This window comes from Streptomyces sp. NPDC039480 (assembly GCF_055597165.1).
The window spans coordinates 1-23,214 of record NZ_JBVITX010000008.1 but is presented as its reverse complement, the minus strand read 5'-3'; the positions used below and the strand labels follow the sequence as shown (position 1 = coordinate 23,214).

General features: G+C 71.0%; 25 protein-coding genes and 1 pseudogene. 13 read left to right on the top strand and 13 right to left on the bottom strand.

Going from position 1 to position 23,214, the window contains the following annotated elements; all coding sequences use genetic code 11:
• Nucleotides 1–198 precede the first annotated feature (198 nt).
• Nucleotides 199–471 (top strand): hypothetical protein, encoded by a 273-nt coding sequence (locus ACZ56E_RS24280; protein ID WP_468601597.1) that lies wholly within the window; start codon nt 199–201, stop codon nt 469–471.
• Here ACZ56E_RS24280 and ACZ56E_RS24275 read toward each other — a convergent pair.
• Together ACZ56E_RS24275 and ACZ56E_RS24270 are read right to left on the bottom strand one after the other, a co-directional pair.
• A complete protein-coding gene (locus tag ACZ56E_RS24275) occupies nt 461–1,123 on the bottom strand; it encodes an RDD family protein (protein ID WP_471217268.1) in 663 nt (220 codons plus the stop codon). The two genes, ACZ56E_RS24280 and ACZ56E_RS24275, sit on opposite strands and share 11 nt — an antisense overlap.
• A gap of 75 nt (nt 1,124–1,198) precedes the next feature.
• Nucleotides 1,199–2,212, bottom strand: a complete 1,014-nt coding sequence (locus ACZ56E_RS24270) for an RDD family protein (protein ID WP_471217757.1) — start codon at nt 2,210–2,212, stop codon at nt 1,199–1,201.
• Nucleotides 2,213–2,371: 159 nt separating this feature from the next.
• Between ACZ56E_RS24270 and ACZ56E_RS24265 the strand changes: the two genes are divergently transcribed.
• On the top strand, nt 2,372–2,692 hold the full coding sequence (locus ACZ56E_RS24265) for a hypothetical protein (RefSeq protein ID WP_471217796.1): 321 nt from the start codon (nt 2,372–2,374) through the stop codon (nt 2,690–2,692).
• A 216-nt stretch (nt 2,693–2,908) separates the two neighbouring features.
• On the opposite strand, the pseudogene ACZ56E_RS24260 reads toward ACZ56E_RS24265, so the two are convergent.
• A pseudogene (locus ACZ56E_RS24260) lies at nt 2,909–3,031 on the bottom strand (DUF2510 domain-containing protein); the annotation flags it as partial.
• A gap of 254 nt (nt 3,032–3,285) precedes the next feature.
• Here ACZ56E_RS24260 and ACZ56E_RS24255 point away from each other — a divergent pair.
• A complete protein-coding gene (locus ACZ56E_RS24255) occupies nt 3,286–3,771 on the top strand; it encodes an SsgA family sporulation/cell division regulator (RefSeq protein WP_468601603.1) in 486 nt (161 codons plus the stop codon).
• 40 nt (nt 3,772–3,811) lie between these two features.
• Here the strand turns inward: ACZ56E_RS24255 and ACZ56E_RS24250 are convergent, their stop codons facing one another.
• Entirely contained in the window at nt 3,812–5,182 is a 1,371-nt protein-coding gene (locus ACZ56E_RS24250) for an FAD-binding oxidoreductase (RefSeq protein ID WP_471217266.1), read from the bottom strand.
• Nucleotides 5,183–5,289: 107 nt separating this feature from the next.
• Between ACZ56E_RS24250 and ACZ56E_RS24245 the strand changes: the two genes are divergently transcribed.
• Nucleotides 5,290–6,747: a tetratricopeptide repeat protein gene (locus ACZ56E_RS24245; RefSeq protein WP_471217265.1), complete on the top strand. Its 1,458-nt coding sequence runs from the start codon at nt 5,290–5,292 to the stop codon at nt 6,745–6,747.
• On the opposite strand, the gene ACZ56E_RS24240 is transcribed toward ACZ56E_RS24245, so the two are convergent.
• Nucleotides 6,733–7,188 (bottom strand): MarR family winged helix-turn-helix transcriptional regulator, encoded by a 456-nt coding sequence (locus tag ACZ56E_RS24240; protein WP_471217262.1) that lies wholly within the window; start codon nt 7,186–7,188, stop codon nt 6,733–6,735. The genes ACZ56E_RS24245 and ACZ56E_RS24240 overlap by 15 nt on opposite strands.
• An 82-nt stretch (nt 7,189–7,270) precedes the next feature.
• Between ACZ56E_RS24240 and ACZ56E_RS24235 the strand changes: the two genes are divergently transcribed.
• Nucleotides 7,271–7,828, top strand: coding sequence for a quercetin 2,3-dioxygenase (locus ACZ56E_RS24235; protein WP_468601610.1), 558 nt, complete (start codon nt 7,271–7,273; stop codon nt 7,826–7,828).
• A complete protein-coding gene (locus tag ACZ56E_RS24230) occupies nt 7,825–8,706 on the top strand; it encodes an alpha/beta hydrolase fold domain-containing protein (RefSeq protein ID WP_471217258.1) in 882 nt (293 codons plus the stop codon). Before ACZ56E_RS24235 ends, ACZ56E_RS24230 begins: the two co-directional genes overlap by 4 nt.
• A gap of 82 nt (nt 8,707–8,788) precedes the next feature.
• On the opposite strand, the gene hppD is transcribed toward ACZ56E_RS24230, so the two are convergent.
• The gene (hppD, locus tag ACZ56E_RS24225) at nt 8,789–9,934 is read right to left on the bottom strand and encodes a 4-hydroxyphenylpyruvate dioxygenase (RefSeq protein WP_468601614.1); all 1,146 of its coding nucleotides are present in this window, start codon (nt 9,932–9,934) and stop codon (nt 8,789–8,791) included.
• A gap of 121 nt (nt 9,935–10,055) precedes the next feature.
• On the opposite strand from hppD, the gene ACZ56E_RS24220 reads away from it, so the two are divergent.
• The 6 genes from ACZ56E_RS24220 (at nt 10,056) to ACZ56E_RS24195 (ending at nt 15,036) form a co-directional block, all read left to right on the top strand.
• Nucleotides 10,056–10,526 (top strand): Lrp/AsnC family transcriptional regulator, encoded by a 471-nt coding sequence (locus tag ACZ56E_RS24220; RefSeq protein WP_030794967.1) that lies wholly within the window; start codon nt 10,056–10,058, stop codon nt 10,524–10,526.
• Nucleotides 10,527–10,557: 31 nt separating this feature from the next.
• Nucleotides 10,558–11,205 (top strand): ABC transporter permease, encoded by a 648-nt coding sequence (locus tag ACZ56E_RS24215; RefSeq protein WP_468601874.1) that lies wholly within the window; start codon nt 10,558–10,560, stop codon nt 11,203–11,205.
• Nucleotides 11,198–12,475, top strand: coding sequence for a betaine/proline/choline family ABC transporter ATP-binding protein (locus ACZ56E_RS24210; RefSeq protein ID WP_471217256.1), 1,278 nt, complete (start codon nt 11,198–11,200; stop codon nt 12,473–12,475). Before ACZ56E_RS24215 ends, ACZ56E_RS24210 begins: the two co-directional genes overlap by 8 nt.
• 26 nt (nt 12,476–12,501) lie before the next feature.
• Nucleotides 12,502–13,374, top strand: a complete 873-nt coding sequence (locus ACZ56E_RS24205; RefSeq protein ID WP_471217754.1) for an ABC transporter permease — start codon at nt 12,502–12,504, stop codon at nt 13,372–13,374.
• The gene (locus tag ACZ56E_RS24200; RefSeq protein WP_471217254.1) at nt 13,371–14,339 is read left to right on the top strand and encodes a glycine betaine ABC transporter substrate-binding protein; all 969 of its coding nucleotides are present in this window, start codon (nt 13,371–13,373) and stop codon (nt 14,337–14,339) included. Before ACZ56E_RS24205 ends, ACZ56E_RS24200 begins: the two co-directional genes overlap by 4 nt.
• A gap of 76 nt (nt 14,340–14,415) precedes the next feature.
• Nucleotides 14,416–15,036, top strand: coding sequence for an ArsR/SmtB family transcription factor (locus ACZ56E_RS24195; RefSeq protein WP_471217252.1), 621 nt, complete (start codon nt 14,416–14,418; stop codon nt 15,034–15,036).
• 148 nt (nt 15,037–15,184) lie between these two features.
• Here ACZ56E_RS24195 and ACZ56E_RS24190 read toward each other — a convergent pair whose 3' ends face one another.
• From ACZ56E_RS24190 to ACZ56E_RS24165, 6 genes are all read right to left on the bottom strand, one after another.
• Nucleotides 15,185–15,991, bottom strand: coding sequence for a S16 family serine protease (locus ACZ56E_RS24190; protein WP_471217249.1), 807 nt, complete (start codon nt 15,989–15,991; stop codon nt 15,185–15,187).
• 153 nt (nt 15,992–16,144) lie between these two features.
• Complete coding sequence (locus ACZ56E_RS24185; protein ID WP_362987159.1) at nt 16,145–16,786, bottom strand: IclR family transcriptional regulator; 642 nt, start codon at nt 16,784–16,786, stop codon at nt 16,145–16,147.
• Between the two features lie 316 nt (nt 16,787–17,102).
• A complete protein-coding gene (locus ACZ56E_RS24180; protein ID WP_468601624.1) occupies nt 17,103–18,902 on the bottom strand; it encodes a DEAD/DEAH box helicase in 1,800 nt (599 codons plus the stop codon).
• A 181-nt stretch (nt 18,903–19,083) separates the two neighbouring features.
• The gene (locus tag ACZ56E_RS24175) at nt 19,084–20,643 is read right to left on the bottom strand and encodes an MFS transporter (RefSeq protein WP_471217247.1); all 1,560 of its coding nucleotides are present in this window, start codon (nt 20,641–20,643) and stop codon (nt 19,084–19,086) included.
• A gap of 71 nt (nt 20,644–20,714) precedes the next feature.
• Nucleotides 20,715–20,996 carry a DUF397 domain-containing protein gene (locus tag ACZ56E_RS24170; protein ID WP_471217245.1) on the bottom strand — a complete coding sequence of 94 codons (282 nt, stop codon included), beginning with the start codon at nt 20,994–20,996 and terminating at the stop codon, nt 20,715–20,717.
• On the bottom strand, nt 20,993–21,844 hold the full coding sequence (locus tag ACZ56E_RS24165; protein WP_471217243.1) for a helix-turn-helix domain-containing protein: 852 nt from the start codon (nt 21,842–21,844) through the stop codon (nt 20,993–20,995). Before ACZ56E_RS24165 ends, ACZ56E_RS24170 begins: the two co-directional genes overlap by 4 nt.
• 156 nt (nt 21,845–22,000) lie before the next feature.
• Here ACZ56E_RS24165 and ACZ56E_RS24160 point away from each other — a divergent pair, with 156 nt between their 5' ends.
• Nucleotides 22,001–22,447 carry an ATP-binding protein gene (locus ACZ56E_RS24160; RefSeq protein WP_471217241.1) on the top strand — a complete coding sequence of 149 codons (447 nt, stop codon included), beginning with the start codon at nt 22,001–22,003 and terminating at the stop codon, nt 22,445–22,447.
• Between the two features lies 1 nt (nt 22,448).
• On the opposite strand, the gene ACZ56E_RS24155 is transcribed toward ACZ56E_RS24160, so the two are convergent.
• Nucleotides 22,449–22,997, bottom strand: a complete 549-nt coding sequence (locus ACZ56E_RS24155; RefSeq protein WP_471217239.1) for a DinB family protein — start codon at nt 22,995–22,997, stop codon at nt 22,449–22,451.
• Nucleotides 22,998–23,214: the final 217 nt, after the last annotated feature.

Sequence of the window (23,214 nt, the reverse complement as noted above, 5' to 3'; positions counted from 1 at the left end):
TACTGCCCGTTCCCGTCGGGCATGGAGCGTCATAGAGTCAATCGACGGTGCGCCACCGCGCGAGGCGGCACATCCCAAGTCGCCGCCGTCGAGGCCCCTTTGATTCGTAAACGTTCGTTCACACATCCGCATCCGCCCCCGCGGTCACAAACCGTGGGGGGATCACTGCCGAGGACGGATCACGTCATGCCTCGTCCCATGCCACGTCCGACCACCGCACAGATCACCTACGGTTCGGTGACCGTCGTCTTCTCGACCCTCGCGATGCTGCTGCTCTCCCGGACCGCCTCGGGAGTCGGTATCGCGGTGATAGCCCTGGCCGCGCTCGGCCTCGGCTTACTGGTCGCCATGACGGTTCCGCTGCCGAGGCGCCCCGAGAAACCCGCGGCGCCCCTCACGCGCACCGTGCCGGCGGCCGCCCCCGCCGACGCGCGCGTACCGGCGCGGCACGCCGCGGTGCCTAGGCGCTGACCACCACCGTCTTGGCGGCCTTGTCGTGCAGGCCCTGCTTGTAGGGCTTGTCGAAGAAGCTCCAGCCGCCGCAGATCACCGTCCAGACGCAGGCGCAGCAGAACGCGAACGGCAGCCAGAGGACGGCCGCGCGGGCCAGCGCGGTCTGCAGGGTGGGCGTGGCACCGTCGTTGAGGTTGGCGACCCGCATCCCCAGCCACTTCTTGCCGAGCGTCTGCCCGGTCCTGGAGATCATGAAGGTGTCGTACGCGATGTAGAGCACGGCGGCCAGCAGCGACTGGCCGAACGACTTGCCCGTGTTCACCTCGTCCGGGTCGATGTCGTACGCCGCCGTGCCGAACAGCCACGACAGCAGGCCGACGACGATGCCCACCAGAACCATGTCGATGATGCGGGCGAGCACACGCTTGCCGCTGTCGGCGAGCGGAGGCATCCCGGCGAGGGGGTCCTGCCCGCCGTAGCCACCGGGTCCGCCGCCGTACGGGTCGCCGTCGTACGGCGGGGGCGGGGCGCCGTACGGAGAGCCACCGCCCGCTCCCGGGGGCGGGGTGTCGTACGGGGACCCGCCGCCGCCCTGCGGGGGCTGCTGCGGCGGCCGCTTCTTGAACGGGTCGTCGTCCGGTGACGGGTATTGCGGCGGTTCGGTGCTCATGGCCCGAGTCGACCGCGCCGGTCCGGACTCCGCATCCGGCGAGCGGCCGACCGGGTTACGCGACCTCGGCGCTGCTCACCCCGCGACGAAGGTGTTCGCCGCCTTGTCGTGCCAGCACTGACGCCACGGCCGGTCGAAGAGGCACCAGACCACGCCGACGACGCCGATCACCAGTACGCCCGGCACGCTGTACACCAGCCAGCGCTTCAGCGCCGCTCCGAACGTCGGCGCCTCGTGCTCCTCGATGTCCCGCACCTCGATGCCGCACACCTTCTTGCCCAGGGTGCGGCCCCACCTGGCGGTGGGCAGCGCCTCGTACACGACGCCGAAGAGCAGCAGGACGGCGAGGATCATGCCGAGGTATCCCGCGGTGGTGCCGTCGAGGAGCCAGACCGTGGTCTTCTCACCGGAGAGCTTCGCCGCGTCGATCTTGCTGTCGATGTGGTCGGCGGCCTTGGTGCCGAGGGGCAGCGCGGCGGCGCCGGTGACGACGGCGAGGACGACGGTGTCGAGGAGCCGTGCGGTGAGGCGCCTGCCGAGTCCGGCGGGGCGGGCGGCGGCCTGGGCCTGCGCGACGGCGAGGAACGGGTCCGCGGCGACGGGCTTCCACGGCACGACGGGCTGACCCTCGCCCTGCTGGGCGGGGGCCGGTTCGGCCGGGCCCTGCGCGAGCTGGTGCACCTGCTGAGCCCACGACTGCGAGCCACCGCCGGGCCCGGAGGTGACGGGCGCGGGGGCTCCACCTTGCTGCGGCACGGAGGACTGCGCCGGCGACGGCGTCTGGGCCTGCGGGGCCTGCGCCTGCGGGGCCTGGGCCGGGGCCTGCTGAGGCGTGGCCGCCTGCGGAGGTACGCCACCCTGCTGCGGTACGGAGGGCTGCGCGGACTTCGGCCGGATCGCGCGGATCGACATGGTGCCGTCGGTGCCGGCCGACGGGGTGGGCCGCCGGAACGTCACTGTGCCCTCGCCTGCGGTCGGCTTGGCGGCGCCCGGCTTTATGGCGCGGATGGTGACCGTGCCGGGGTTGCTGTCGTCGTGCGAGGGGCTCTCGGCGGCGGCTTCGGCGCGGGGCGCCGCGTCCTCGGTCACCCGCGGATCGCTCCGCTCCTGGGCCTCACCCCAGGAAACCCGTCGCTCCTGCTCACCCCCGAGCCCGCCCTGCCGCCCCGCATCGGCCCCCCAGCCGGCCCCAGCCCCGGGCCGCCCCCCGTGCTGCCCCTGCCCGGCCCCGGCTTGGCCGGACCCGGCTTGGCCCGACGCGGACTGTCCCGGCACGGATTGGCCGGACGCGGGCTGCCCCTGCGCGGCCTGACCGGGCGCGGACTGCCCCTGCCAGCCCTGCCCGGACGCGCCTTGGCCCTGCGCGGCCTGCCCCTGGCCGGCCTGCCCGGCCACGGACGGCCCTTGCGCGGCGGCCTGACCGGACGCGGCCTGGCCCTGCGCTCCCTGGCCCGGCACGGAGTGCGCGGGCGGGAACTGCCCCGGCACAGCGGGACCCGGCGCGCCCTGCGCCGCCTGGCCCTGCGCTGCCTGGGATCGACCCACCGCGGGCGAGCCCGCCCCGGGTGAGCCCGGCGCAGACGGACCCGTGCCGGACGGCGCCGTCCCGGGCGTGCCCTCCGTGAGCGGAGCCGTCGCGATCGGGCCCGTGTCAGGGGGGCCCGTTTCGAACTGGCCCGTCCGGGGGTGGTGTTCGTCGAAGAAGACGGGGCCCGTTTCCTCCGCGCGGGAGGGGGCCGGTACGCCCGGCGGGGGCGGGAGGGGTTCTCCGTCGGACGGGGCGGGGCGGCTCGTGCCGGGGACCCAGGCGGTACCGTTCCAGTACCGGACATATCCGGGAATGGACGGATCGGGGTAGTAGCCTTCGCGGGGCCGTTCGTCGCCTGGGGCCGGAGTTGGGGCGCTCATGTCCGTCGTCCCGTATCTGCTCGGGGGTCTTCTGGGGGCACCACATCTATCAGACCTCCGTGTCCCACCGGGCAGCTCCCGCCCTTCCGAACCACTTTCCGGGCACGCTCCCCACACTTCCCCCGCGTCCCCCGCACCCCGCCCCGAAGTCGTACGAAGAAATTTCCCGAAGCCGCGTAATGCTCCGGCGATCCCGCCCTCTCCACTCGTACGGGTCCGCTCCCAGGACCCCCGCAGAGAAGAAGGGCATCGACATGCACTCCGTGGTGGAACGCGAGCTGGAGCTCAAACTGGTCCTCTCGCCGGAACGGGCCATCCCCGTCCCGGCCCGTCTCACCTACCGCACCGCCGACCCCTACGCCGTCCACATCGCCTTCCACATCGGCTCCGAGCACCCGGTGCACTGGACGTTCGCCCGCGAGCTCCTGGTGGAGGGGGTGTTCAGGCCGTGCGGCCACGGCGACGTACGCGTATGGCCGACGAAGGTGGAGGGCCGCAGCGTCGTCCTGATGGCTCTCAGCTCGCCGGACGGCGACGCGCTCCTGGAGGCGCCGGCCGCCGCCGTGTCCGCCTGGCTGGAGCGGACGCTGCGCGTGGTCCCGCCGGGCTCCGAGGGCGAGCAGCTCGGCATCGACGACGGCCTCGCCGAGCTGCTCGCACCCGCCTCGGGCCGAGGCCGCGTGGACGAGCTGTGGCTGCGCGACCCGTGGCCGTCGGACGAGTCCAAGGACGGTGAGTGAGCTCCGCCGCCACGGGGGCGACCACGGAGCGGACACACCGTCAGAAGAGCTTGCCCGGGTTGAGGAGTGAGTGCGGGTCGAAGGCCGCCTTGACGGCCCGCTGCATCTCCACTCCCACCGGGCCGATCTCGCGCGCCAGCCACTCCTTCTTCAGGATGCCGACCCCGTGCTCGCCGGTGATCGTGCCGCCGAGCTCCAGACCGAGGGCCATGATCTCGTCGAAGGACTCGCGGGCGCGCCTGCTCTCGTCGGGGTCCGCCGCGTCGAAGCAGACGGTGGGGTGGGTGTTGCCGTCGCCCGCGTGCGCGCAGACCCCGATGGTCAGACCGTACTTCTCGCCGATGCGCTCGACGCCGTCGAGCATCTCCGCGAGCCGGGAGCGGGGCACGCACACGTCGTCGATCATCGTGGTGCCCTTGACGGCTTCGAGCGCGGTGAGCGACAACCGCCGCGCCTGGAGCAGGAGTTCCGACTCGGCGGCGTCCTCGGCCGGGACGACCTGCGTGGCGCCCGCGGCCTCGCAGAGCGCGCCGACCGCGGCGAGGTCGGCCGCGGGGTCGGGGGTGTCGAAGGCGGCGAGGAGCAGCGCTTCGGTGGTCTCGGGCAGGCCCATGTGGGCGAGCGCGTTGACGGCCTTCACCGTCGTACGGTCCATCAGTTCGAGGAGCGAGGGGACGTGGCCGCCCGCCATGATCGCGCAGATGGCGTCGCAGGCGGCCCCGGCCGTCGGGAACTCCGCCGCGAGGACGAGCTGGCGCGGCGGCTCGGGCCGCAGGGCGAGGACAGCGCGGACGACGATGCCGAGGCTGCCCTCGGAGCCGACGAAGAGCCGCGTCAGGTCGTATCCGGCGACGCCCTTGGCGGTGCGGCGCCCGGTGCTCATGAGGCGCCCGTCGGCGAGGACGACGTCGAGCCCGAGGACGTACTCCGCGGTGACGCCGTACTTCACGCAGCACAGGCCGCCGGAGGCGGTGCCGATGTTCCCGCCGATGGTGCACATCTCCCAGCTGGAGGGGTCCGGCGGGTAGTACAGGCCGTGCTCGCCGACCGCGCGCGACAGCGTGGCGTTGACGACGCCGGGCTCGACGACGGCGATCCGGTCGACGGGGCTGATCTCCAGGATGCGGTCCATCTTGACGAGGGACAGGACGATGCAGCCCTCGCTGGCGTTGGCGGCGCCGGACAGGCCGGTGCGGGCGCCCTGCGCGACGACGGGGACGCGCAGCTCGGTGGCGGTGCGCATCACGTGCTGGACCTGCTCGACGGTGCGCGGCAGGACCACGACGGCCGGGGCGCCCGCGTCGCAGAAGCTCGCCATGTCGTGGGAGTACGCGGAGGTCACGTCCGGGTCGGTGAGGACCGCCTCGGCCGGCAGGCCCTCCTGAAGGAGGTCGATGAGGGTGCGGCTCATGATCACAGCCTCGCACCCGGGGCCATCGGTGTGAACCCGTGTGCGACGCCGTTCCGCACGCCGGGATGTGCTCTTCGTATGGACGGCAGTGGCGCACAGTGAGCGTCATGAGGCCTTCGGTGAAGCGTGTGCTGATCGGCTCCGTGGCGGGGAGCGTGGTGATCGGCAGTGCGTACGTGCTGCTGCCGCGGGACGGCGGGGACCCGGCGCCGCCCGCGCTCGGCCCCGCGGGGCGGGCGATGGTGGCCGTGGGGGCGGGGATGCCCGCCGCGCTGCCGGATCTGACGGCGCTGATCGGGGAGCGCGAGGCGCATCTGCGGGCGCATCCCGGCGACGAGCAGTCCTGGGCGGTCCTCGGCTCGGCGTATGTGGCGAAGGGCGTGCGGACCGCGGACTTCGCGAACTATCCGAAGGCCGAGACCGCGCTGCGCACGTCGCTCAGGACGCGGCCCGAGGGGAATCCGGAGGCCCTGACGGGTCTCGCCGCGCTCGCCAACGCCCGGCACGACTTCCGGGCGGCCCGCAAGTGGGGCGAGCTCGCGGTGCGGCAGGCGCCGAAGCGGTGGACGGCGTATCCCGTGCTGATCGACGCGTACAGCGGCCTCGGGGACACGAAGGCGGCCGGCAAGGCCCTGGAGTCCCTGCAGAAGCTGGGTTCGGGCGCCGCGGTCCTGACGCGGACCGGGCAGGTCTACCGCAACCGCGGCTGGCGCGAGGACGCGAACGCGGCGCTGACCGACGCGGCGGCGCTCGCGGAGGCCCCGGCGGAGAAGGCGGCGGCGCTGCACCGGGTCGGGGAGCTCGCGTGGGAGCGGGGCGAGCCGACGGAGGCGCTGCGCTATTACGACGTGGCGCTCGCCACGGAGGCCGACCACCATCCGTCGCTGGCGGGCCGGGGCCGCGCCCTCGCCGCGCTGGGCCGCACCTCGGAGGCGCTGCAGGCCTACCGGTCGGCGCTCACCCGGCATCCGCTGCCCGAGTACGCCCTGGAGCTGGGCGAGTTGTACGAGTCGTTGAAGCTGGGTCCCGCGGCGCGCGCGCAGTACGACGTGCTGCGGACCCGCGTGCGGCAGGGAGGTGCGGGCGGCGTCAACAACCAGCGGATCCTCGGCCTCTTCGAGGCGGACCACGGTGACGCGGACGCGGCGGTGAAGCGGCTCACCGCGGAGTACAAGCGGCACGGCAGTCCGGAGACGGCGGACGCGCTGGGCTGGGCGCTGCACAGGTCCGGGGACGGCGAGGCGGGCCTGAAGCTGGTCACGAAGGCGATGGACAAGGGGCCGCGCAGCGCCCTGTTCGCCTTCCACCGCGGTCAGATCGAGCGGGAGCTCGGCTGGTACGGCGCCGCGCGCCGCCATCTGCGGGAGGCGCTGCGCGTCAACCCGTACTTCTCGCCGCTCGGCGTGCCCGCGGCGAAGAAGGCCCTGCGGGCGCTGGGCGAGCCGCCGGAGGGCGGCCCCGAGCAGGTGTACGCGCCGAGCGGGGAGGTGGCTCCGCCGCTGCCCCGGCCACGGCAGACGACGCCGCGCAAGCAGCCGCAAGCCCAGCCGTCACCCCGCGACTGAGTCCGGTCCCGGCACGGGACCCCACGGCGCTTCGAGCGCGGCCCGCAGCGCGTCGGCCGGGGCCGGGCCGATGCGGGCGGCGAGCAGTTCCTCCAGGCGGGTGAGGACGGTGGTCGCCTCGTGGTGGGCGCGCTCGCCCCGGGGGGTGCGGCGGATGAGCCGCTGCCGGGCGGAGGCGGGGTCGGGGACCTGTTCCAGGAGCCCGGCGCCGACGAGGCCGTGCACGGCCTGGTGGGCGGTCTGGCGGGTGACGCCCATGCGGCGGGCCAGTTCGGAGACGGTGGTGCCCTCGTCGTCGAGGACGGCGAAGAGCTGCACCTGCGTCAGGGACACGGGCGGGGTGCCCGTCGTCTCCATGGTGGCGAGGAGGCCCTCCTCGAACCAGCGGCGGGCTTCGCCGAGGAGCTGGGGCAGGTTGCGTCGAACGGGTTTCTCGGTCATTAATGTCAGGGTACCTGACATTGCTGGGCCGTCCGGTGTCCCGCGATGCCCCCAGTGCCCGAGCCGCGAGGAGCGCGCCCCCATGACCATCGAGTACGCCACCCGCTACCGCCGCACCTCCCACATCCCCCCGGAGCCCGGCAAGCCCTACTTCATCGAGAAGGGCGACGGCGACCGCGCCCACCTCTTCGGGGACCTCGTCACCGTCTACGCGGGCGGCGAGCAGACCGAGAACACCTTCAACTTCTTCACCGTCGAGGGCCCCAAGGGCGACCTCATACCGGCCCATGTGCACGCCGACACCCACGAGGTCTTCTACGTCACCCAGGGCGCCGTCCGCCTCTTCGTCGAGGACACCGAGGGCATCCAGCAGGAGAAGCTGCTCACCCCCGGCGACTTCGGCTTCGTACCGAAGAACTGCACGCACGCCTACCGCATGGAGCGCCACCACAGCCAGGTCGTCGGCGTCGCCGCGGGCCCCGGCGGCACGTTCGAGCGCTTCTTCGAGAACCTCGGCGCGCCCGCGGAGGAGCACGGCCTGCCGCACCGGCCGCTGATCCCCGAGCCCCACAAGTTCGGGACCGTCCCCGAGCAGTACGACGTGAACTTCCTGCCCGGTCACCAGTGGCGGACCCGGTGACGGGGCCCGCGCTCCGCGAGCTGATCGCCGCGCCCCACCCGGACGTCGCTCCCCTGCCACCCGCGGCGGTCCGCCCGCCCGGCGTACGCGAACTGCGCGGCGTCCCCTACCGCCAGCACCCGGGCAGCCGCCCCCTGGAACTCGACCTGTGGCTCCCGGGCACCGCCCCCGACTCCGCTCCGGCGCCACTGGTCCTCTTCGTGCACGGCGGTGCCTGGCTCCAGGGGCGCCGCGACGACATGGGGATGCGCACCCGGCACTGGTCGCCGGGGCCGTTCGCGCGGATCGCCGCCGCCGGTCTCGCCGTGGCCTGCGTGGACTACCGGCTCAGCGGTGAGGCCGGCTTCCCCGGTCCGCTGGACGATCTGCGGGACGCGCTGCGCTGGCTCACCCTGCGCGGCGCGGAACTGGGCGTCGACGCCGGACGGACCGTGATGTGGGGCGAGTCGGCGGGCGGCCACCTCGCCTCGCTCCTCGCACTGGCCGAGCCCTGCGTCGCGGGCGCGGTGATCTGGTACGGCCCGAGCGACCTGACCACCGCGCGGGGCCACTTCACCCCGGAGGACCCCGCCACCCCGGAGGCGCGCCTGCTGGGCGCGGCCCCGGCGGCCGCCCCGGAGCGGGCCCGGGCGGCCAGCCCCGTGGCCCGGGTCGCCCCGGGGTCCCCGCCGTTCCTCCTGGTCCACGGCGACGCGGACACCATGGTGGACCACTCGCACAGCGCGTCCCTGGCGGCCGCGCTCCGGCGGGCCGGTGCCGAGGCGGAACTGTGGACGGTCCCGGGCGCGGACCACGCCTGGCACGGTGTGGCCGACGCGGAGGTCGACCGGGTGTTCAGGCGTTCGCTGGAGTTCGCGCGGCGACGCACGTCGGCCTGAACGTCAACGCCGGACAGGCTGGGGGAATCCAGCCTGTCCGGCGTTTGAGGACGAGCAGGGCACAGCCCGCGATCAACGGTGCCTAAAGGTTGCCCCGCTTCTCCTGCTCCCGCTCGATCGCCTCGAAGAGCGCCTTGAAGTTGCCCTTGCCGAAGCCCATCGAGCCGTGCCGCTCGATCATCTCGAAGAAGACGGTCGGGCGGTCCTGGACCGGCTTGGTGAAGATCTGGAGCAGGTAGCCGTCCTCGTCGCGGTCGACGAGGATCTTCAGCTCGCGCAGGGTCTCGACGGGCACGCGGGTCTCACCGGCCCACTCGCCGAGGGTGTCGTAGTACGAGTCGGGGGTGTCGAGGAACTGGACGCCCTGCGCGCGCATGGTGCGCACGGTCTCGACGATGTCGTTCGTGGCGAGGGCGATGTGCTGGACGCCGGCGCCGCCGTAGAACTCCAGGTACTCGTCGATCTGCGACTTCTTCTTGGCGATGGCGGGCTCGTTGATCGGGAACTTGACCTTCAGCGTGCCGTCGGCCACCACCTTCGACATCAGCGCGCTGTACTCGGTCGCGATGTCGTCGCCCACGAACTCCTTCATGTTCGTGAAGCCCATGACCTTGTTGTAGAAGCCGACCCACTCGTTCATCTTGCCGAGCTCGACGTTGCCGACGCAGTGGTCGATCGCCTGGAAGGTGCGCTTGGCGGGCGGCTCGACGATCGGGTTCGCGGGCACGAAACCGGGCAGGTACGGGCCGTCGTAGTCGGTGCGCTCGACCAGGGTGTGGCGCGTCTTGCCGTAGGTGGCGATGGCGGCGAGCACGACCGTGCCGTTCTCGTCCTTCTCCTCGTACGGCTCGGTGATGCCGCGCGCGCCGTGCTCGACGGCGTAGGCGTACGCGGCACGCGCGTCCGGCACTTGGATGGCGAGGTCGATGACGCCGTCGCCGTGCTCGGCCACGTGGGAGGAGAGGAAGTGACCCCAGTCCGTGGAGGGCTTGATGACGGAGGTGAAGACGAAGCGCGCACCGCCGTTGGTCAGGACGTAACTCGCGGTCTCGCGGCTGCCGTTCTCCGGTCCGGAGTAGGCGACCAGCTTCATGCCGAACGCCGTGGAGTAGTAGTGCGCGGCCTGCTTGGCGTTGCCCACGGCGAAGACGACCGCGTCCATTCCCTTCACCGGGAAGGGGTCGGCCTCGCGCGCGGTGTCAGGGGTGTGAGTGGTGGTCTCAGTCATGCTGTGAGACTCCCGCCGAACCGCAAGGTGCGCAATAGTTCGCGTTTTCAGTGGTCAATCTGCCCAGTGGGTGGCCAGGATGGGCAGGCTATCTGTACATCATGACCACCGTGGAGGCGTCATGGCGATCGATCATCTGGACGGCAGACTCATCGTGCTGCTGGCGCGGGAGCCGCGTATCGGGGTTCTTGAGGCGTCCCGCAGGCTCGGGGTCGCGCGCGGCACGGTGCAGGCGCGGATGGACCGGCTTCAGTCCAATGGAGTCATCCGGGGTTTCGGCCCCGAGGTCGATCCGGCGGCGCTCGGCTATCCCGTGACGGCCTTCGCGACGCTGGAGATCAAACAGGGCCAGGGCGCGGACGTACGGGCACATCTGGCGACCGTCGCCGAGGTGCTGGAGCTGCACACCATCACCGGTCACGGCGATATGCTCTGCCGCCTCGTGGCCCGGTCGAACGCCGATCTCCAACGTGTGATCGACCGGGTCGTGGGCTTTGATGGCATCGTCCGGGCTTCCACGGCGATCGTCATGGAAAACCCCGTTCCGCTGCGGATCATCCCGCTGGTGGAGCAGGCGTCCGAAGACCCCTGAGTTCCTTCGGAAAGACGAGGTGAGCACTTCAGTGAACTTCTGGGACTACCTCGGCAACCGCCACCAGCAACTGCTGACGGACGCGTATCAGCACGCGAGCGCCGTCTTCCAGTGCATGGTCGTCGCCACCGTCATCGGCGTACTGATCGGCGTCCTCACGTACCGCAGCGAGTGGGCGGGCAATCTCGCCACGACCGTCACGTCCACCATCCTCACCGTGCCCTCCCTCGCCATGATCGGCCTGCTGATCCCGGTGGTGGGGCTCGGGGTCGCGCCGACCGTCGTCGCGCTGACCCTGTACGGGCTCCTGCCGATCGTGCGCAACGCCATCGTCGGGCTGCGCGGTGTCGACCCCTCCCTTGTCGACGCCGCCAAGGGCATCGGGATGTCCCGTGCCGCCCGGCTCTTCAGGGTGGAGCTGCCGATCGCCTGGCCGCCCATCCTCACCGGCATCCGCGTCTCCACGCAGATGCTGATGGGCATCGCGGCCATCGCCGCGTACGCGTCGGGGCCCGGGCTCGGCAACGAGATCTTCCGCGGCATCGGCTCGCTCGGCAGCAAGAACGCGCTCAACCAAGTGCTCGCGGGCACGCTCGGGATCATCGTCCTCGCGCTGCTCTTCGACGCCGCGTACGTCCTGATCGGCAGGCTGACCATTTCGAGGGGGATCCGTGCCTGAGACCACCACCCCATCCGGGGCGTCCGCAACCTCCGGGGCCTCCGCCACCTCCGGGGCCACGATCGAGCTGGAGAACCTCACCAAGCGCTATCCGGGCAGCGGCGAACCCGCCGTGGACAGCGTCAGCATGGAGATCAAGGCGGGCGAGACGGTCATCCTCGTGGGTCCTTCCGGCTGCGGCAAGTCGACCACCCTGAAGATGATCAACCGCCTGATCGAGCCGACCGGCGGCCGCATCCGCATCAACGGTGAGGACGTCACCGACATCGACCCGGTGAAGCTGCGCCGCAAGGTCGGGTACGCCATCCAGTCCTCCGGCCTCTTTCCGCACATGACCGTCGCGCAGAACATCGCGCTCGTGCCGAAGATGGTCGGCTGGGGCAAGGCGAGGATCGCGTCCCGGGTCGAGGAGATGCTCGACCTGGTGGGGCTCGACCCGGCGGAGTTCCACCACCGCTACCCGCGCCAGCTCTCCGGCGGCCAGCAGCAACGCGTCGGCGTGGCACGGGCGTTGGCCGCGGACCCGCCCGTGCTCCTGATGGACGAGCCGTTCGGCGCCGTCGACCCGATCACCCGCGACCACCTCCAGGACGAGCTGATCCGGCTCCAGCACGAGCTGCACAAGACGATCGTCTTCGTCACGCACGACTTCGACGAGGCCATCAAGCTCGGCGACCGCATCGCCGTCCTCCGGGAGCGCTCGCACATCGCGCAGTTCGACACCCCGGAAGCGATCCTGACCAACCCCGCCGACGACTTCGTGTCGGGCTTCGTGGGCGCGGGCGCGGCGCTGAAGCGTCTCAACCTGACCCGCGTACGGGACGTGGAGATCGCCGACATCCCCACGGTCACCGTCGACGACCCGCTCCAGGACATCTTCGACAAGCTGCGCGGCAGCAACACCAACGAACTGCTCCTGCTCGACAAGCGCCGCCGCCCCTACAAGTGGCTGCGGCGCGGCGACCTGATGCGCGCCAAGGGTTCCCTGGCCCGCGCGGGCACCCTCGTCCACGACACGGTGACCCGCGACGCCACCCTGCGCGACGCGCTCGAAGCCGTCCTCACGGACAACGCGGGCCGGGTCGCGGTGACCGGGCGGCGCGGCGAGTACACGGGCGTCGTCGACATGGAGACGCTGATGAACTCCGTCCACGAGATGCTGGAGGCCGACCGCCTCGAAGCCGTCGAGCACCAGCACCAGCTGGAGGAGCGGCGCGCCCGGCTGACCCACTTCGAGCAGGAGGGCTACGGCGGGGAGGCGAAGGCGTGACAGACCCCACCGGGGGCACGCCCCGGATCCCCGACCACAAGCCCTCCCCCAGGGAACCGTCCCGCCCCGAGGGCGAGCACGAGGTCAAGGGCCTCGCCTTCCGCGACGAGGGCGAGGCCGAACTGGAGGCCCCGCCGGCCGCGCTCCCCGCGCACCGGCCGCGCAGGGTCACCTGGCAGAAGCTGACGTTCCTGCCCGCCGTGCTCGTGGTGGTCCTGCTCGCGACCTGGTGGTGGTTCCAGCAGGCCGACCTCGACTCGATCTCCCGGAACGCGCTGGCCGACGGCAACGTCTGGCTCAGGCTGCGCCAGCACATCGAGCTCACGGCGATCTCGACGTTCTTCGTCCTCATCATCGCCATCCCGCTCGGCATCCTGCTCACCCGCAAGAGGCTGCGCAAAGGCGCCCCGGTGGCGATGGCCCTGGCCAACACCGGCCAGGCGACCCCGGCGATCGGCCTCCTCGCGCTCCTGGTGATCTGGCTCGGCATCGGCGAGAAGGCCGCACTGATCGGCATCATCATCTACGCCGTCCTGCCGGTCCTCTCCAACACCATCGCGGGCCTGAAGGCGAACGACCCGACGCTCCTGGAGGCGGCTCGCGGTATCGGCATGTCACCGCTGGGCGTCCTGTCCAAGGTCGAACTCCCCCTCGCTGTCCCGCTGATCCTCGCGGGCGTCCGCACGGCGCTCGTCCTCAACGTCGGGACGGCGACCCTCGCCACGTTCGGCGGTGGCGGCGGCCTCGGCGACCTGATCACGACGGGCATGACCAACCAGCGGATGCCGGTCCTCATGCTCGGCTCGATCCTGACCATCGCGCTGGCGCTCCTGGTGGACTGGCTGGCGTCGCTGGCGGAACTGCTGCTGCGCCCGCGCGGCCTGGAGGCGGACGCATGAGGATCACAGCCCGCACGGCCGTCGCCGCCGTCCTGGCCGGTTCGCTGCTCACCGCCTGCGGCCTGACGAGCGGCAGCCCGATGGTGGACGACGTGAAGCCCGGCACCGTCGGCAGGGGCCTGCCCCTGAAGGGCGCCGATCTCACGGTCACCTCCAAGGAGTTCACCGAGCAGCTGATCCTCGGCGCGATCATGGGCATCGCGTTCCAGGCGGCCGGAGCGGACGTGCTGGACCGCACGGGCATCCAGGGTTCCATCGGCGCACGCGAGGCGGTCAAGGGCGGCGACGCGGACGCCATGTACGAGTACACGGGCACGGCCTGGATCACGTACCAGGGCAACACCGACCCGATCACCGACCCGCAGAAGCAGTGGCAGGCGGTGCACGACGCGGACCTGAAGAACGGCGTCACCTGGCTGCCGCCCGCCACGCTCAACAACACCTACGCCCTCGCGATGAACGAACGGAACGCGTCCAAGTACAAGACGAAGACCCTCTCGGACGTGGCGAAGCTGTCGAAGTCGAATCCCGAGGCCGTATCGCTGTGCGTGGAGAGCGAGTTCGCGGCGCGGGAGGACGGACTGCCCGGCATGCAGAAGAAGTACGGGATGCATGTCCCCTCCTCCAGCATCACCAAGATGGACACCGGGATCATCTACACCCAGGCCTCCAAAGGAACGTGCACCTACGGCGAGGTCTTCACGACGGACGGCCGCATCAAGGCGATGAGCCTGACGACGATGGAGGACGACAAGCACTTCTTCCCCAACTACAACGCGGCCCCCGAGATCAACAGCAAGTCGCTGAAGGAGCACCCGGAGATCGCGGAGGTCCTGGCCCCCATCACGAAGAAGCTGAACAACACGGTGGCGCGGGAGCTCAACTCCAAGGTGGACGTGGAGGGTCAGGACCCGCACGAGGTGGCGAAGGACTGGCTGATCGAGGAGGGCTTCGTCAAGGAGTAGGTTCGGCCATAGTTACAAAGACTCCGTTGCAAAGAAAGCATTGCAACGGAGTCTTTGCGTGCTTACGCTGACGGACATGACGGAAGAACAGGCGAGAGAACAGGCGAGAGAACAGGCGGGCCGCAAGGTCCACCACCTCGACGCCCGCACGCTGCGCGGCCTCGCGCACCCGCTACGCATGCGGCTCCTCAGCTCCCTGCGGCTCGACGGCCCGGCGACCGCGTCCCAACTCGCCGCCCGCCTCGGCGAGTCGAGCGGCGCGACCAGCTACCACCTGCGGCAGCTCGCGGAGTACGGCTTCGTCGAGGACGACCCGGAGCGAGGCAAGGGCAGGGAGCGGTGGTGGCGGTCGGCGCACCAGGGCACGTACACCGATGAGGAACTCATTCGCGACCAGGACCCGGAAGTTCGCGGCGCCCTCAGCACCCTCCTGCACGAGTACGCGACACAGCACGCGCAGGAGGTGAACACCTGGATCGCCACGCGGCACGAGTGGTCACAGGAATGGGACGAGGCCGCGGACATCAGCGACTACACCCTGGACCTGACTCCGGCGCTCGCATCCGAGCTGGCCCACAAGATCCAGGACCTCGTCGAGAGCTACCGCGCATCGGTACCGGAAGGCGCCCAGGACGTCGCGAAGGTGCGCGTGCACGCCAATGTCTTCCCGAGCCGGCCGAAGGCCGAAGGCACCTGAGAGGGGCTGGTCATGCACCCGGACATCTACCTGAAACTGCACCACGAGCGTGCGCGCGAGTTACACCGCGCTGCACCCGTACGCCACCGCGGACCCCACTTCCGCACTCAACTGGGCTGGACCCTGGTCGAATTGGGCCTGCGCCTGGTCAGCAGCTCGGAACCTTCCCGCCCTTCTCCAGGGCGCGCAACGCGTCGACCGTTCCCGTCAGCGTCGTGATGGGGACCAGCCGAAGCCCCTTGGGCAGCTCCGCCTGAGCGTCCGAGCACTCGTCCTTCGGTACGAGGAAGACGGTCGCGCCGTCGCGCCGCGCGGCCTGCGTCTTCAGGGCGACACCGCCGACCGGCCCGACCTTGCCGTCGGCCGTGATCGTGCCGGTGCCCGCGATCGTGCGGCCGCCCGTGAGGTCGCCGCCGCTGCCGTCGCCGTCCACCTTGTCGATGATGCCGAGCGTGAGGAACAGTCCGGCGCTCGGCCCGCCGATCTTGCCGAGGTCGGCCTTGACCTTCACCTTGTCGGTGCCGTCGACGCCGTTCGCCTTCAGATACCGCAGCGCCGCGTCGGTGGCGGCGTCCTGCGACTTCTTCATGTCCCCGAGATTGTGCTTCTCGACTTCCTTCACGTCGTCCCCGACGGGGTAGACGGAGTCCTTCGGCATCACGGCCCGGTCGCTCCGGAAGAACCCGTCGACGACGTCGTCGAGGTAGATGTCCATCTGGGGCCCGGTGGCGACGATCGTGGTCATCCGGAGTTCGCCCTTGGTCTCCCGCGTGGGCACGCCGGACACCGTCAGGACGGGCTTTCCCTCGTGCTTCCCGAGGACGTCCGCCGTCCCGCCCGGCTGAGCCACGGCGAACGGCAACGGCGCGAGCCCCGCGACGGCGAGCAGAGCCACGACGGGCAGGGCGCAGACGGCGAGGGCCTGGGGGCGCGTGAGACGAGAGAACGAGAACACGGGATCAATCTAACGTGAGTGGAGAACATGCATCCCGCCCGGCGTCCGAGGACGGGTGCGAGGGCGGAATATCAAGCCCGCCCGGCGCTTGAGGACGAGCTCGGCGCAGCCGGCGACAGACCGAGCCCCGTGACTCCGCCCGCCCGCGCGGCCTCAGCGCAACGCATCGGACACCTCCCGCGCCGCGTCCACCACCCGCGGCCCCACCCGCTCCGGCACCGAGTCCGCCAGCATGACGACGCCGACGCTGCCCTCCAGGCCGGTCACCCCCACCAGCGGCGCCGCCGCCCCGCTCGCCCCGGCCTCCAGCTCCCCGTGCGTGAGCGCGTAACCGGGATCCGTCACCAGCCCCTGCCGCGCCGCGAGGATCGCGCGGCCCGCGGCGCCCCGGTCCAGCGGGTGCCGGAACCCGGTGCGGTACGCGACGTGGTAGTCCGTCCACGTCGGCTCGACCACCGCGACGGCGAGGGCCTCCGAGCCGTCGACGAGGGTGAGGTGGGCCGTCGCCCCTATGTCCTCAGCGAGGGAGCGCAGCGCGGGCAGCGCGGCCTCCCGCACCAGCGGATGCACCTGCCGGCCGAGGCGGAGCACGCCGAGGCCGACGCGAGCCCGACCGCCCAGGTCCCGTCGTACCAGCGCGTGCTGTTCGAGGGTGGCGAGCAGGCGGTACACCACGGTCCGGTTCACCCCGAGCTTGTTGGACAGCTCGGTGACCGTGAGGCCATGGTCGGTGTCGGCCAGCAGCTTGAGGACGCGCAGTCCTCTGTCGAGCGTCTGGGAAGTCTCCGCGGTCACGACGCCCACTCCTTAGGTGAGGGTCGGCGGCCCCCTTACGCGGCGGTTGCGCCGCCGGTCCCGTGGGCGACGCGCGTCAGAGGCCGCCGGTCGGAACACCGGCTGCGCTCCGCGGCGGCGCTGCCACGGGGCGTGTACGTTGCGGGGACAGTAGCGAGGCCGTCCCGCTCAGCGGAAGACTTCGTCCAGAATCCGGGCACCGGGACGCCCCTAGCGCCCCCATCTGCCCCGTTACGCGGGGCGCCGCCAAAAAGACGTACGCGCGAGATCCACACAAGCCCTCCGCACTCGGAACGCCCCGCTCCTTACTCGAACGTCACTTCATGCGGGTGGCCCACTCCTGGACCTTCTCGATCCGCTGCCGCAGCTGCCCGGCCGTGGCCTCCGCGCTCGGCGGCCCGCCGCACGTGCGCCGCAGCTCGGTGTGGATCACCCCGTGCGGCTTCCCGCTCTGATGGACGTACGCGCCGACCATCGTGTTGAGCTGCTTGCGCAGCCCGAGCAGCTCCTTGTGCGAGACCACCGGCCGCCGCTCGGCGGGCAGCTCCAGGAGGTCCGCCTCCTCGTCCGGCTTCTTCCTGCTGTGGGCGATCTGCCGGGCCTGCCGCTTCTGGAGCAGCATCTGCACCTGGTCGGGTTCGAGGAGCCCGGGAATGCCCAGGTAGTCCTGCTCCTCCTCGCTCCCCGGGTGCGCCTGCATGCCGAACTCGGCACCGTCGAAGAGGACCCGGTCGAAGACGGCCTCGGACTCCAGCGCCTCGAAGGAGAACTGCTCCTGCTCCCCGGTGTCCTCGTCCTCCTGCTTGTTCGCCTCGTCCATCTCCTTCTCGGACTCGGCGTAGGGGTCCTCCTCCCCCTCCTTCTTCGGCTTGTCGAGGGCGTGGTCGCGCTCGACCTCCATCTCGTTGGCGAAGGTGAGGAGGTCGGGGACGGTCGGCAGGAAGACGGACGCGGTCTCGCCGCGCCTCCTGGACCGTACGAAACGGCCGACGGCCTGCGCGAAGAAGAGCGGCGTGGAGATCGTGGTCGCATACACACCCACCGCGAGGCGCGGCACGTCGACGCCTTCGGACACCATGCGGACGGCGACCATCCACCGGTCGGTGCTTGCGCTGAAGTCGTCGATGCGCTGGGAGGCGCCGGTGTCGTCGGAGAGGACGACGGTGGCCTTGGTGCCGGTGATCTCGCGGATGAGCTTGGCGTAGGCGCGCGCGGAGTCCTGATCGGAGGCGATGACGAGCCCGCCCGCGTCGGGGATGGCCTTCCTGACCTCGGTGAGCCGCTTGTCGGCGGCCTTCAGGACGTTCGGCATCCACTCGCCGCGCGCGTCCAGGGCGGTCCGCCACGCCTGCGACACGGCGTCCTTGGTCATGGGCTCGCCGAGCCGCGCGGCGATCTCGTCGCCCGCCTTCGTGCGCCAGCGCATGTTGCCGGAGTACGAGAGGAAGATGACGGGCCGCACGACGCCGTCGCCGAGTGCGCTGCCGTAGCCGTAGGTGTAGTCGGCGGCGGAGCGCCGGATGCCGTCGTTCCCCTCCTCGTACGTGACAAAGGGGATGGGGTTCGTGTCGGACCGGAACGGCGTACCGGTGAGCGCGAGCCGCCGCGTCGCGGGCTCGAAGGCTTCAAGGCACGCCTCACCCCACGACTTCGAGTCACCGGCGTGGTGGATCTCATCGAGGATCACGAGGGTCTTGCGCTGCTCGGAGCGGTTGCGGTGCAGCATCGGCCGCACGCCGACGCCCGCGTACGTCACGGCGACGCCGTGGTACTCCTTGCTGAGCGGTCCCGCGCTGTACTCGGGGTCCAGCTTGATCCCGATACGGGCGGCGGCCTCCGCCCACTGCTTCTTCAGGTGCTCGGTGGGCGCGACCACGGTGACCTGCTGCACGACATGGTGGTGCAGCAGCCAGGACGCGAGCGTGAGCGCGAACGTCGTCTTTCCGGCGCCGGGGGTGGCGACGGCCAGGAAGTCTCGCGGCTGCTCCTGGATGTACTTCTCCATCGCGCCCTGCTGCCAGGCGCGCAGCTTGTTGGCGGTGCCCCAGGGGGCGCGGCCGGGGAAGGCGGGAGAGAGGTGGTGGGAGGAGTTGGCGGCGGCGCTGGTGGTAGTCACGGTCTCCGGGTTCGCAAGGTCGGCGGCACGTATGACAACCGGGCCACCTTACCGGTGATGCGGGGGCGTTCCGCTGTGGGCGAGGCGGTGCGGGAGGTCGGTGCGACGGGTCTCACACGGAGGTGCGGGGCCGGCGTGTGCCGGTGCGGATGTCCCTCCGTGAGCCGTACGCCGCGTCCCCTTACCCGTCCGCCCGCGCGTCCGTCCGTACGTCCCGTACGTCCCCTGCGTCCGACGCCGCGTCCGACAGCACGTCCATCCGTACATCCGTCACCACGTCGGTCACCACGACCCCCGTCTCGTCCGCCGCCGGGACCGCCGCCGCGTCCGGCACCCGCGCCGCCTGGAGCCTCGTCCCCACCCAGGCCCCGAACAGGGCGACCACCGCCATCGGCAGGAAGACGGCGACGAACGCCGCCGGGTGCGAGCCCGTGGCCTCCCCCGCCCCGTGCCCCGCACCCACCGTGCCGCCGCCCAGCGCGGCGAAGGCGGCGCCGCCCGCGGCGAGCAGGATCACGTTCGACAGTCCGTCGGAGATCTGGAGCGCGGCCGAGTTCGACCCGGCGTCCGCGGGCGCGGAGAGCCGCAGCAGCAGCACGCTGGTCGAAGCGATCACCATGCCCATCCCGAAGCACCCGAAGCCCCACGCCACCCCCACGATCCACACGGGCACGGACTCGATCAGCACGGTCGGCACGGCGAGGATGGCCACCGCGACCAGCACCATCCCCGCGGCCACGAGCCGCCCCCGGTACGGCTCCATGGCGGGCCGCGACTGGACGTACGACCCGAGCGCCCAGGTCGCCCCGCCCACCGCCAGCGAAAGCCCGGCCATGGTGGGGCTCAGCCCGCGCTGCGTGACGAGCATCAACGGTACGAAGGACTCGGCGGCCACGAACGACCCGGCCGCGACACCGCGCAGCAGCACGACAGAGGGCAGCCCGCGCGCGGCCCGGTACGTCCCCTTGGGCAGCAGCCCCAGCACCGCCGGCACGAGGACCGCCCCGCCGACCACGGCGGGCAGCAACGACAGCCAGCTCAGATCCTGCCCCGCGTACTGCAGGAGCCCCGCGCCCAGCGAGATCCCGAGCGCGAGCCGGATCCGGCGCCGGTCGAACGCGGCGACCGGTGCGTCCGGGTCGACCGGCCCGGCCGCCGTCCGTCGTATCGCGGGCAGTGCGAGGGCGAGCGGCGCGAGTACGAGGACCGGGATGCCGACGAAGACCCACCGCCACCCGAGGTGCTCCGTGACCGTGCCGGAGATCAGCGGGCCCACCACGGACGGCACGACCCAACTCGCCGCGAACGCCGCCATGATCGACGGCCGCAGGTGCTCCGGGTACGCCCGGCTGACGATGACGTACAGCCCGACGATGACCAGGCCGCCGCCCAGCCCCTGCACGGCCCGCCCCAGAATGAACAGCCACATCGCCCCTGCGGTCCCGCTCAGGAGCAGGCCCGCCGCGAACAGCGCGATACCGGTGGCGAGCGGTCCCAGTGGGCCGCGCCGGTCGGCCCACTGGCCGCTGAGCACCATGCCGAAGAGGCTCGTCGTGAAGTACCCCGAGAAGGCGAAGGCGTACAACGACACGCCGTCCAGCTCGCGGGCCGCCACGGGCATCGCCGTCCCGACGGCCGTCGCCTCGAAGGCGATCAGCAGTACGACGGAGACGATGCCGATGCTCAGGGCGCGGTAGGGCTTGCTCAGTACGCCGTGGGCGTCCTCGGTGTCCTCACTCATGCACGCCACAGTAAGAGGCGTGGGGCAGTTTTACCCCTGTCCGGGGGTGGGGGTTTGCTCGTCCCTTGGTCTTACGCCTCTGAGTTCCGTGAGGCGTACGTGATGAAGTGGGACCAGGTGGAGGGGGTCAGGGTGAGGTGGGGGGCTTGGGGGGTTTTGGAGTCGCGGATGTGGATGGTGTCGGGGGTGGTGGCTATTTCGACGCAGTCGCCGGACTCGTTGCTGTCGCTGTAACTGCTCTTCTGCCACTCCAAGGCGACTTCGAGACAGCTGTCACTTTCACTGCCGCTGCTGTAGCTGCTCTTGGACCAGCTCAGCTCGACAGCGTCCCCGGCAGAGGCCTTGCGGATCATGTCTCTCCCAGCATTTCTTCGATGAAGACCAGTGACGCTCCTGGCGTCAGCGCCTGGGCCCGGATGATGCCATAGCGCAGTTCGAGGATTCGGAGCTGCTTCGGATCGGAGACTGGGCGCCCGCCGAAGGCACCATCGGAGCGTCCTACCGCCTTGCCGTCCGCGAACTTCAACATCTGGATGAGGCCGCCCATTCCGGCGTGATCCGTGCAGCGCGTCGGCATCACCTGGATCTCGACGTTACGCAACTGTCCCACTTCCAAAAGGTGTTCGAGTTGGCGGCGCAGAACCATTGTGCCTCCGATTGGGCGCCTCAGCGTTACCTCTTCCTGCACGAAGCTGAGCGCGGGGGCAGGTGACCTCTCGAAGATCGCTTGTCGCGCCATACGGGCGGTCACGTCTCGCTCGATCTGATCCTGCGAGTATGCGGGCCGCCGCATCTCGAACAGCTCCTGCGCGTAGTCCCTCGTCTGCAACAGCCCATGCAGATTGTGGTTCCCGTAGGAGCACAGCTCGACCGCCTGAGCCTCCAACTTCGCCAGGTCCCGGACCTTCTTCGGGTACCGGGCTTCCCGCATCTCCTTCTTCATCGCGGAGACGACTCCCCGCGCGTCCACCACCTCGTCCACTCGGTCCAGGTACTCGGGGCGGGGGATGCGCGCCCCGCGTTCGACCTTGCGGACGAGGTCCTCTCCGTAGCCGATCGCCACCGCGAAGTCGGCGACACGCATCCCCGCCGCTTCTCGCCAGGTCTTCAGCTGGTGGCCGACCATTTCCACGACCGCGCTGATCTCGTCTTCGGGGTCGACGTCCCAACCCGGCTCATCCGTACCGCCATTGCGATCCATCGCGCCACCTCCACCGTCCCGTCCAAGCCCAACGCGCACACGTACCCGCACGTCACCCGGGACAGCCGGGACAAGGCAGGACAAGCGTGGGACAAAATCGGTACGCACAGCGCGGACCGCTACCCGCACCGCGCTCGGGCCGCCACGCTGAGTGACGTGAACCAGAAAACAACTCGGGCTCAAACCCCCGCACCCGTACACCAGTTCACGATCCTGCTCTCCGCGACGCGAAGAGGCGCTCGTCTGGCCCGGCTCCTGACGAGGGAGCAACTGCGCAGCTGGGAGCGGCCCTCCGCCAACGCGGAGCAGATCGTCGCCGAGCTGGCGAACAACGCCGTGCTGCACGGCCACGTGCCCGGCCGGAGCTTCCGGCTGGCGCTGACCGTTGCGGCGACGAACACACTCCGTATCGAGGTGTCGGACGCGCGGGCGGACCGGAGCCCGCCGCTGCACCCCCGGCGGCCCTCGCCCGAAGAGGAGTCGGGCCGGGGCCTGCTCCTGGTCGAGGCCCTGGCCGACCGCTGGGGCACGGACCTGCGGCCGCCCTCGTACGGCCCGTCCAAGACGGTCTGGGCGGAGCTGGACGCGCCGCAGCCGACCTAGCTCAGCCCATGCTGAGGGCACCGTCGAGGGATTCGCGGATGATGTCCGCGTGACCCGCGTGCTGCGAGGTCTCACCGATGACGTGCAGCAGGACGCGCCGGACCGTCCACGACCCGCCGGGCTCCCACCAGGGAGCCTCGGGGAGAGGGTGGGAGGCGTCGAGGTCGGGCAGCCCTCGTACCAACGCGTCCGTCTCGGCGGCGACTTCGGCATAGGCGGCGAGGACGCCCGCCAGCGTCTCACCGGGCAGCATGCGGAACTCGTCCGCGCGCTGGGCCAAGTCCTCGTCGCTCATGGTGGTGAAGTCGCCGAGGGCCGACAGGCCGTCCCGAATGAAGGCGGCCCAGACCCGCTCGACCGAGGTGACGTGCTTGATGATCCCGCCGATGCACAGCTCACTGGCGGTGGTGCGCAGGCCGGCCTGCTCGTCGGTGAGATCGCGTGCGGTGTGGCGGAGCATGGTCCGGTGGTGGTTCAGCGTGTCGAGCAGGTCGGCACGCTCGCCGGTGATTGTCGTGTCAGGGGTGGTCTTGATCGTGACGTCGGACATGGTCACAGCCTTTCCGTTGGTACCGCTCCGTCGGCAGAAGCCACGCTAGAACGCATATAGGCCAGCTCTTGTCCTATTTGCGGCCGACTCGGCACCTTCGGTGGGCCGGTGACGTCGATACGCACCGGGGCCGCCCGGTGTTTTCCGGAGTGTGGCGCCTCCGGGCCGGCAGTAAAGGGCGCTCCTGCGTCGCGTCGGCTGCGCCGATTCCGCTTCG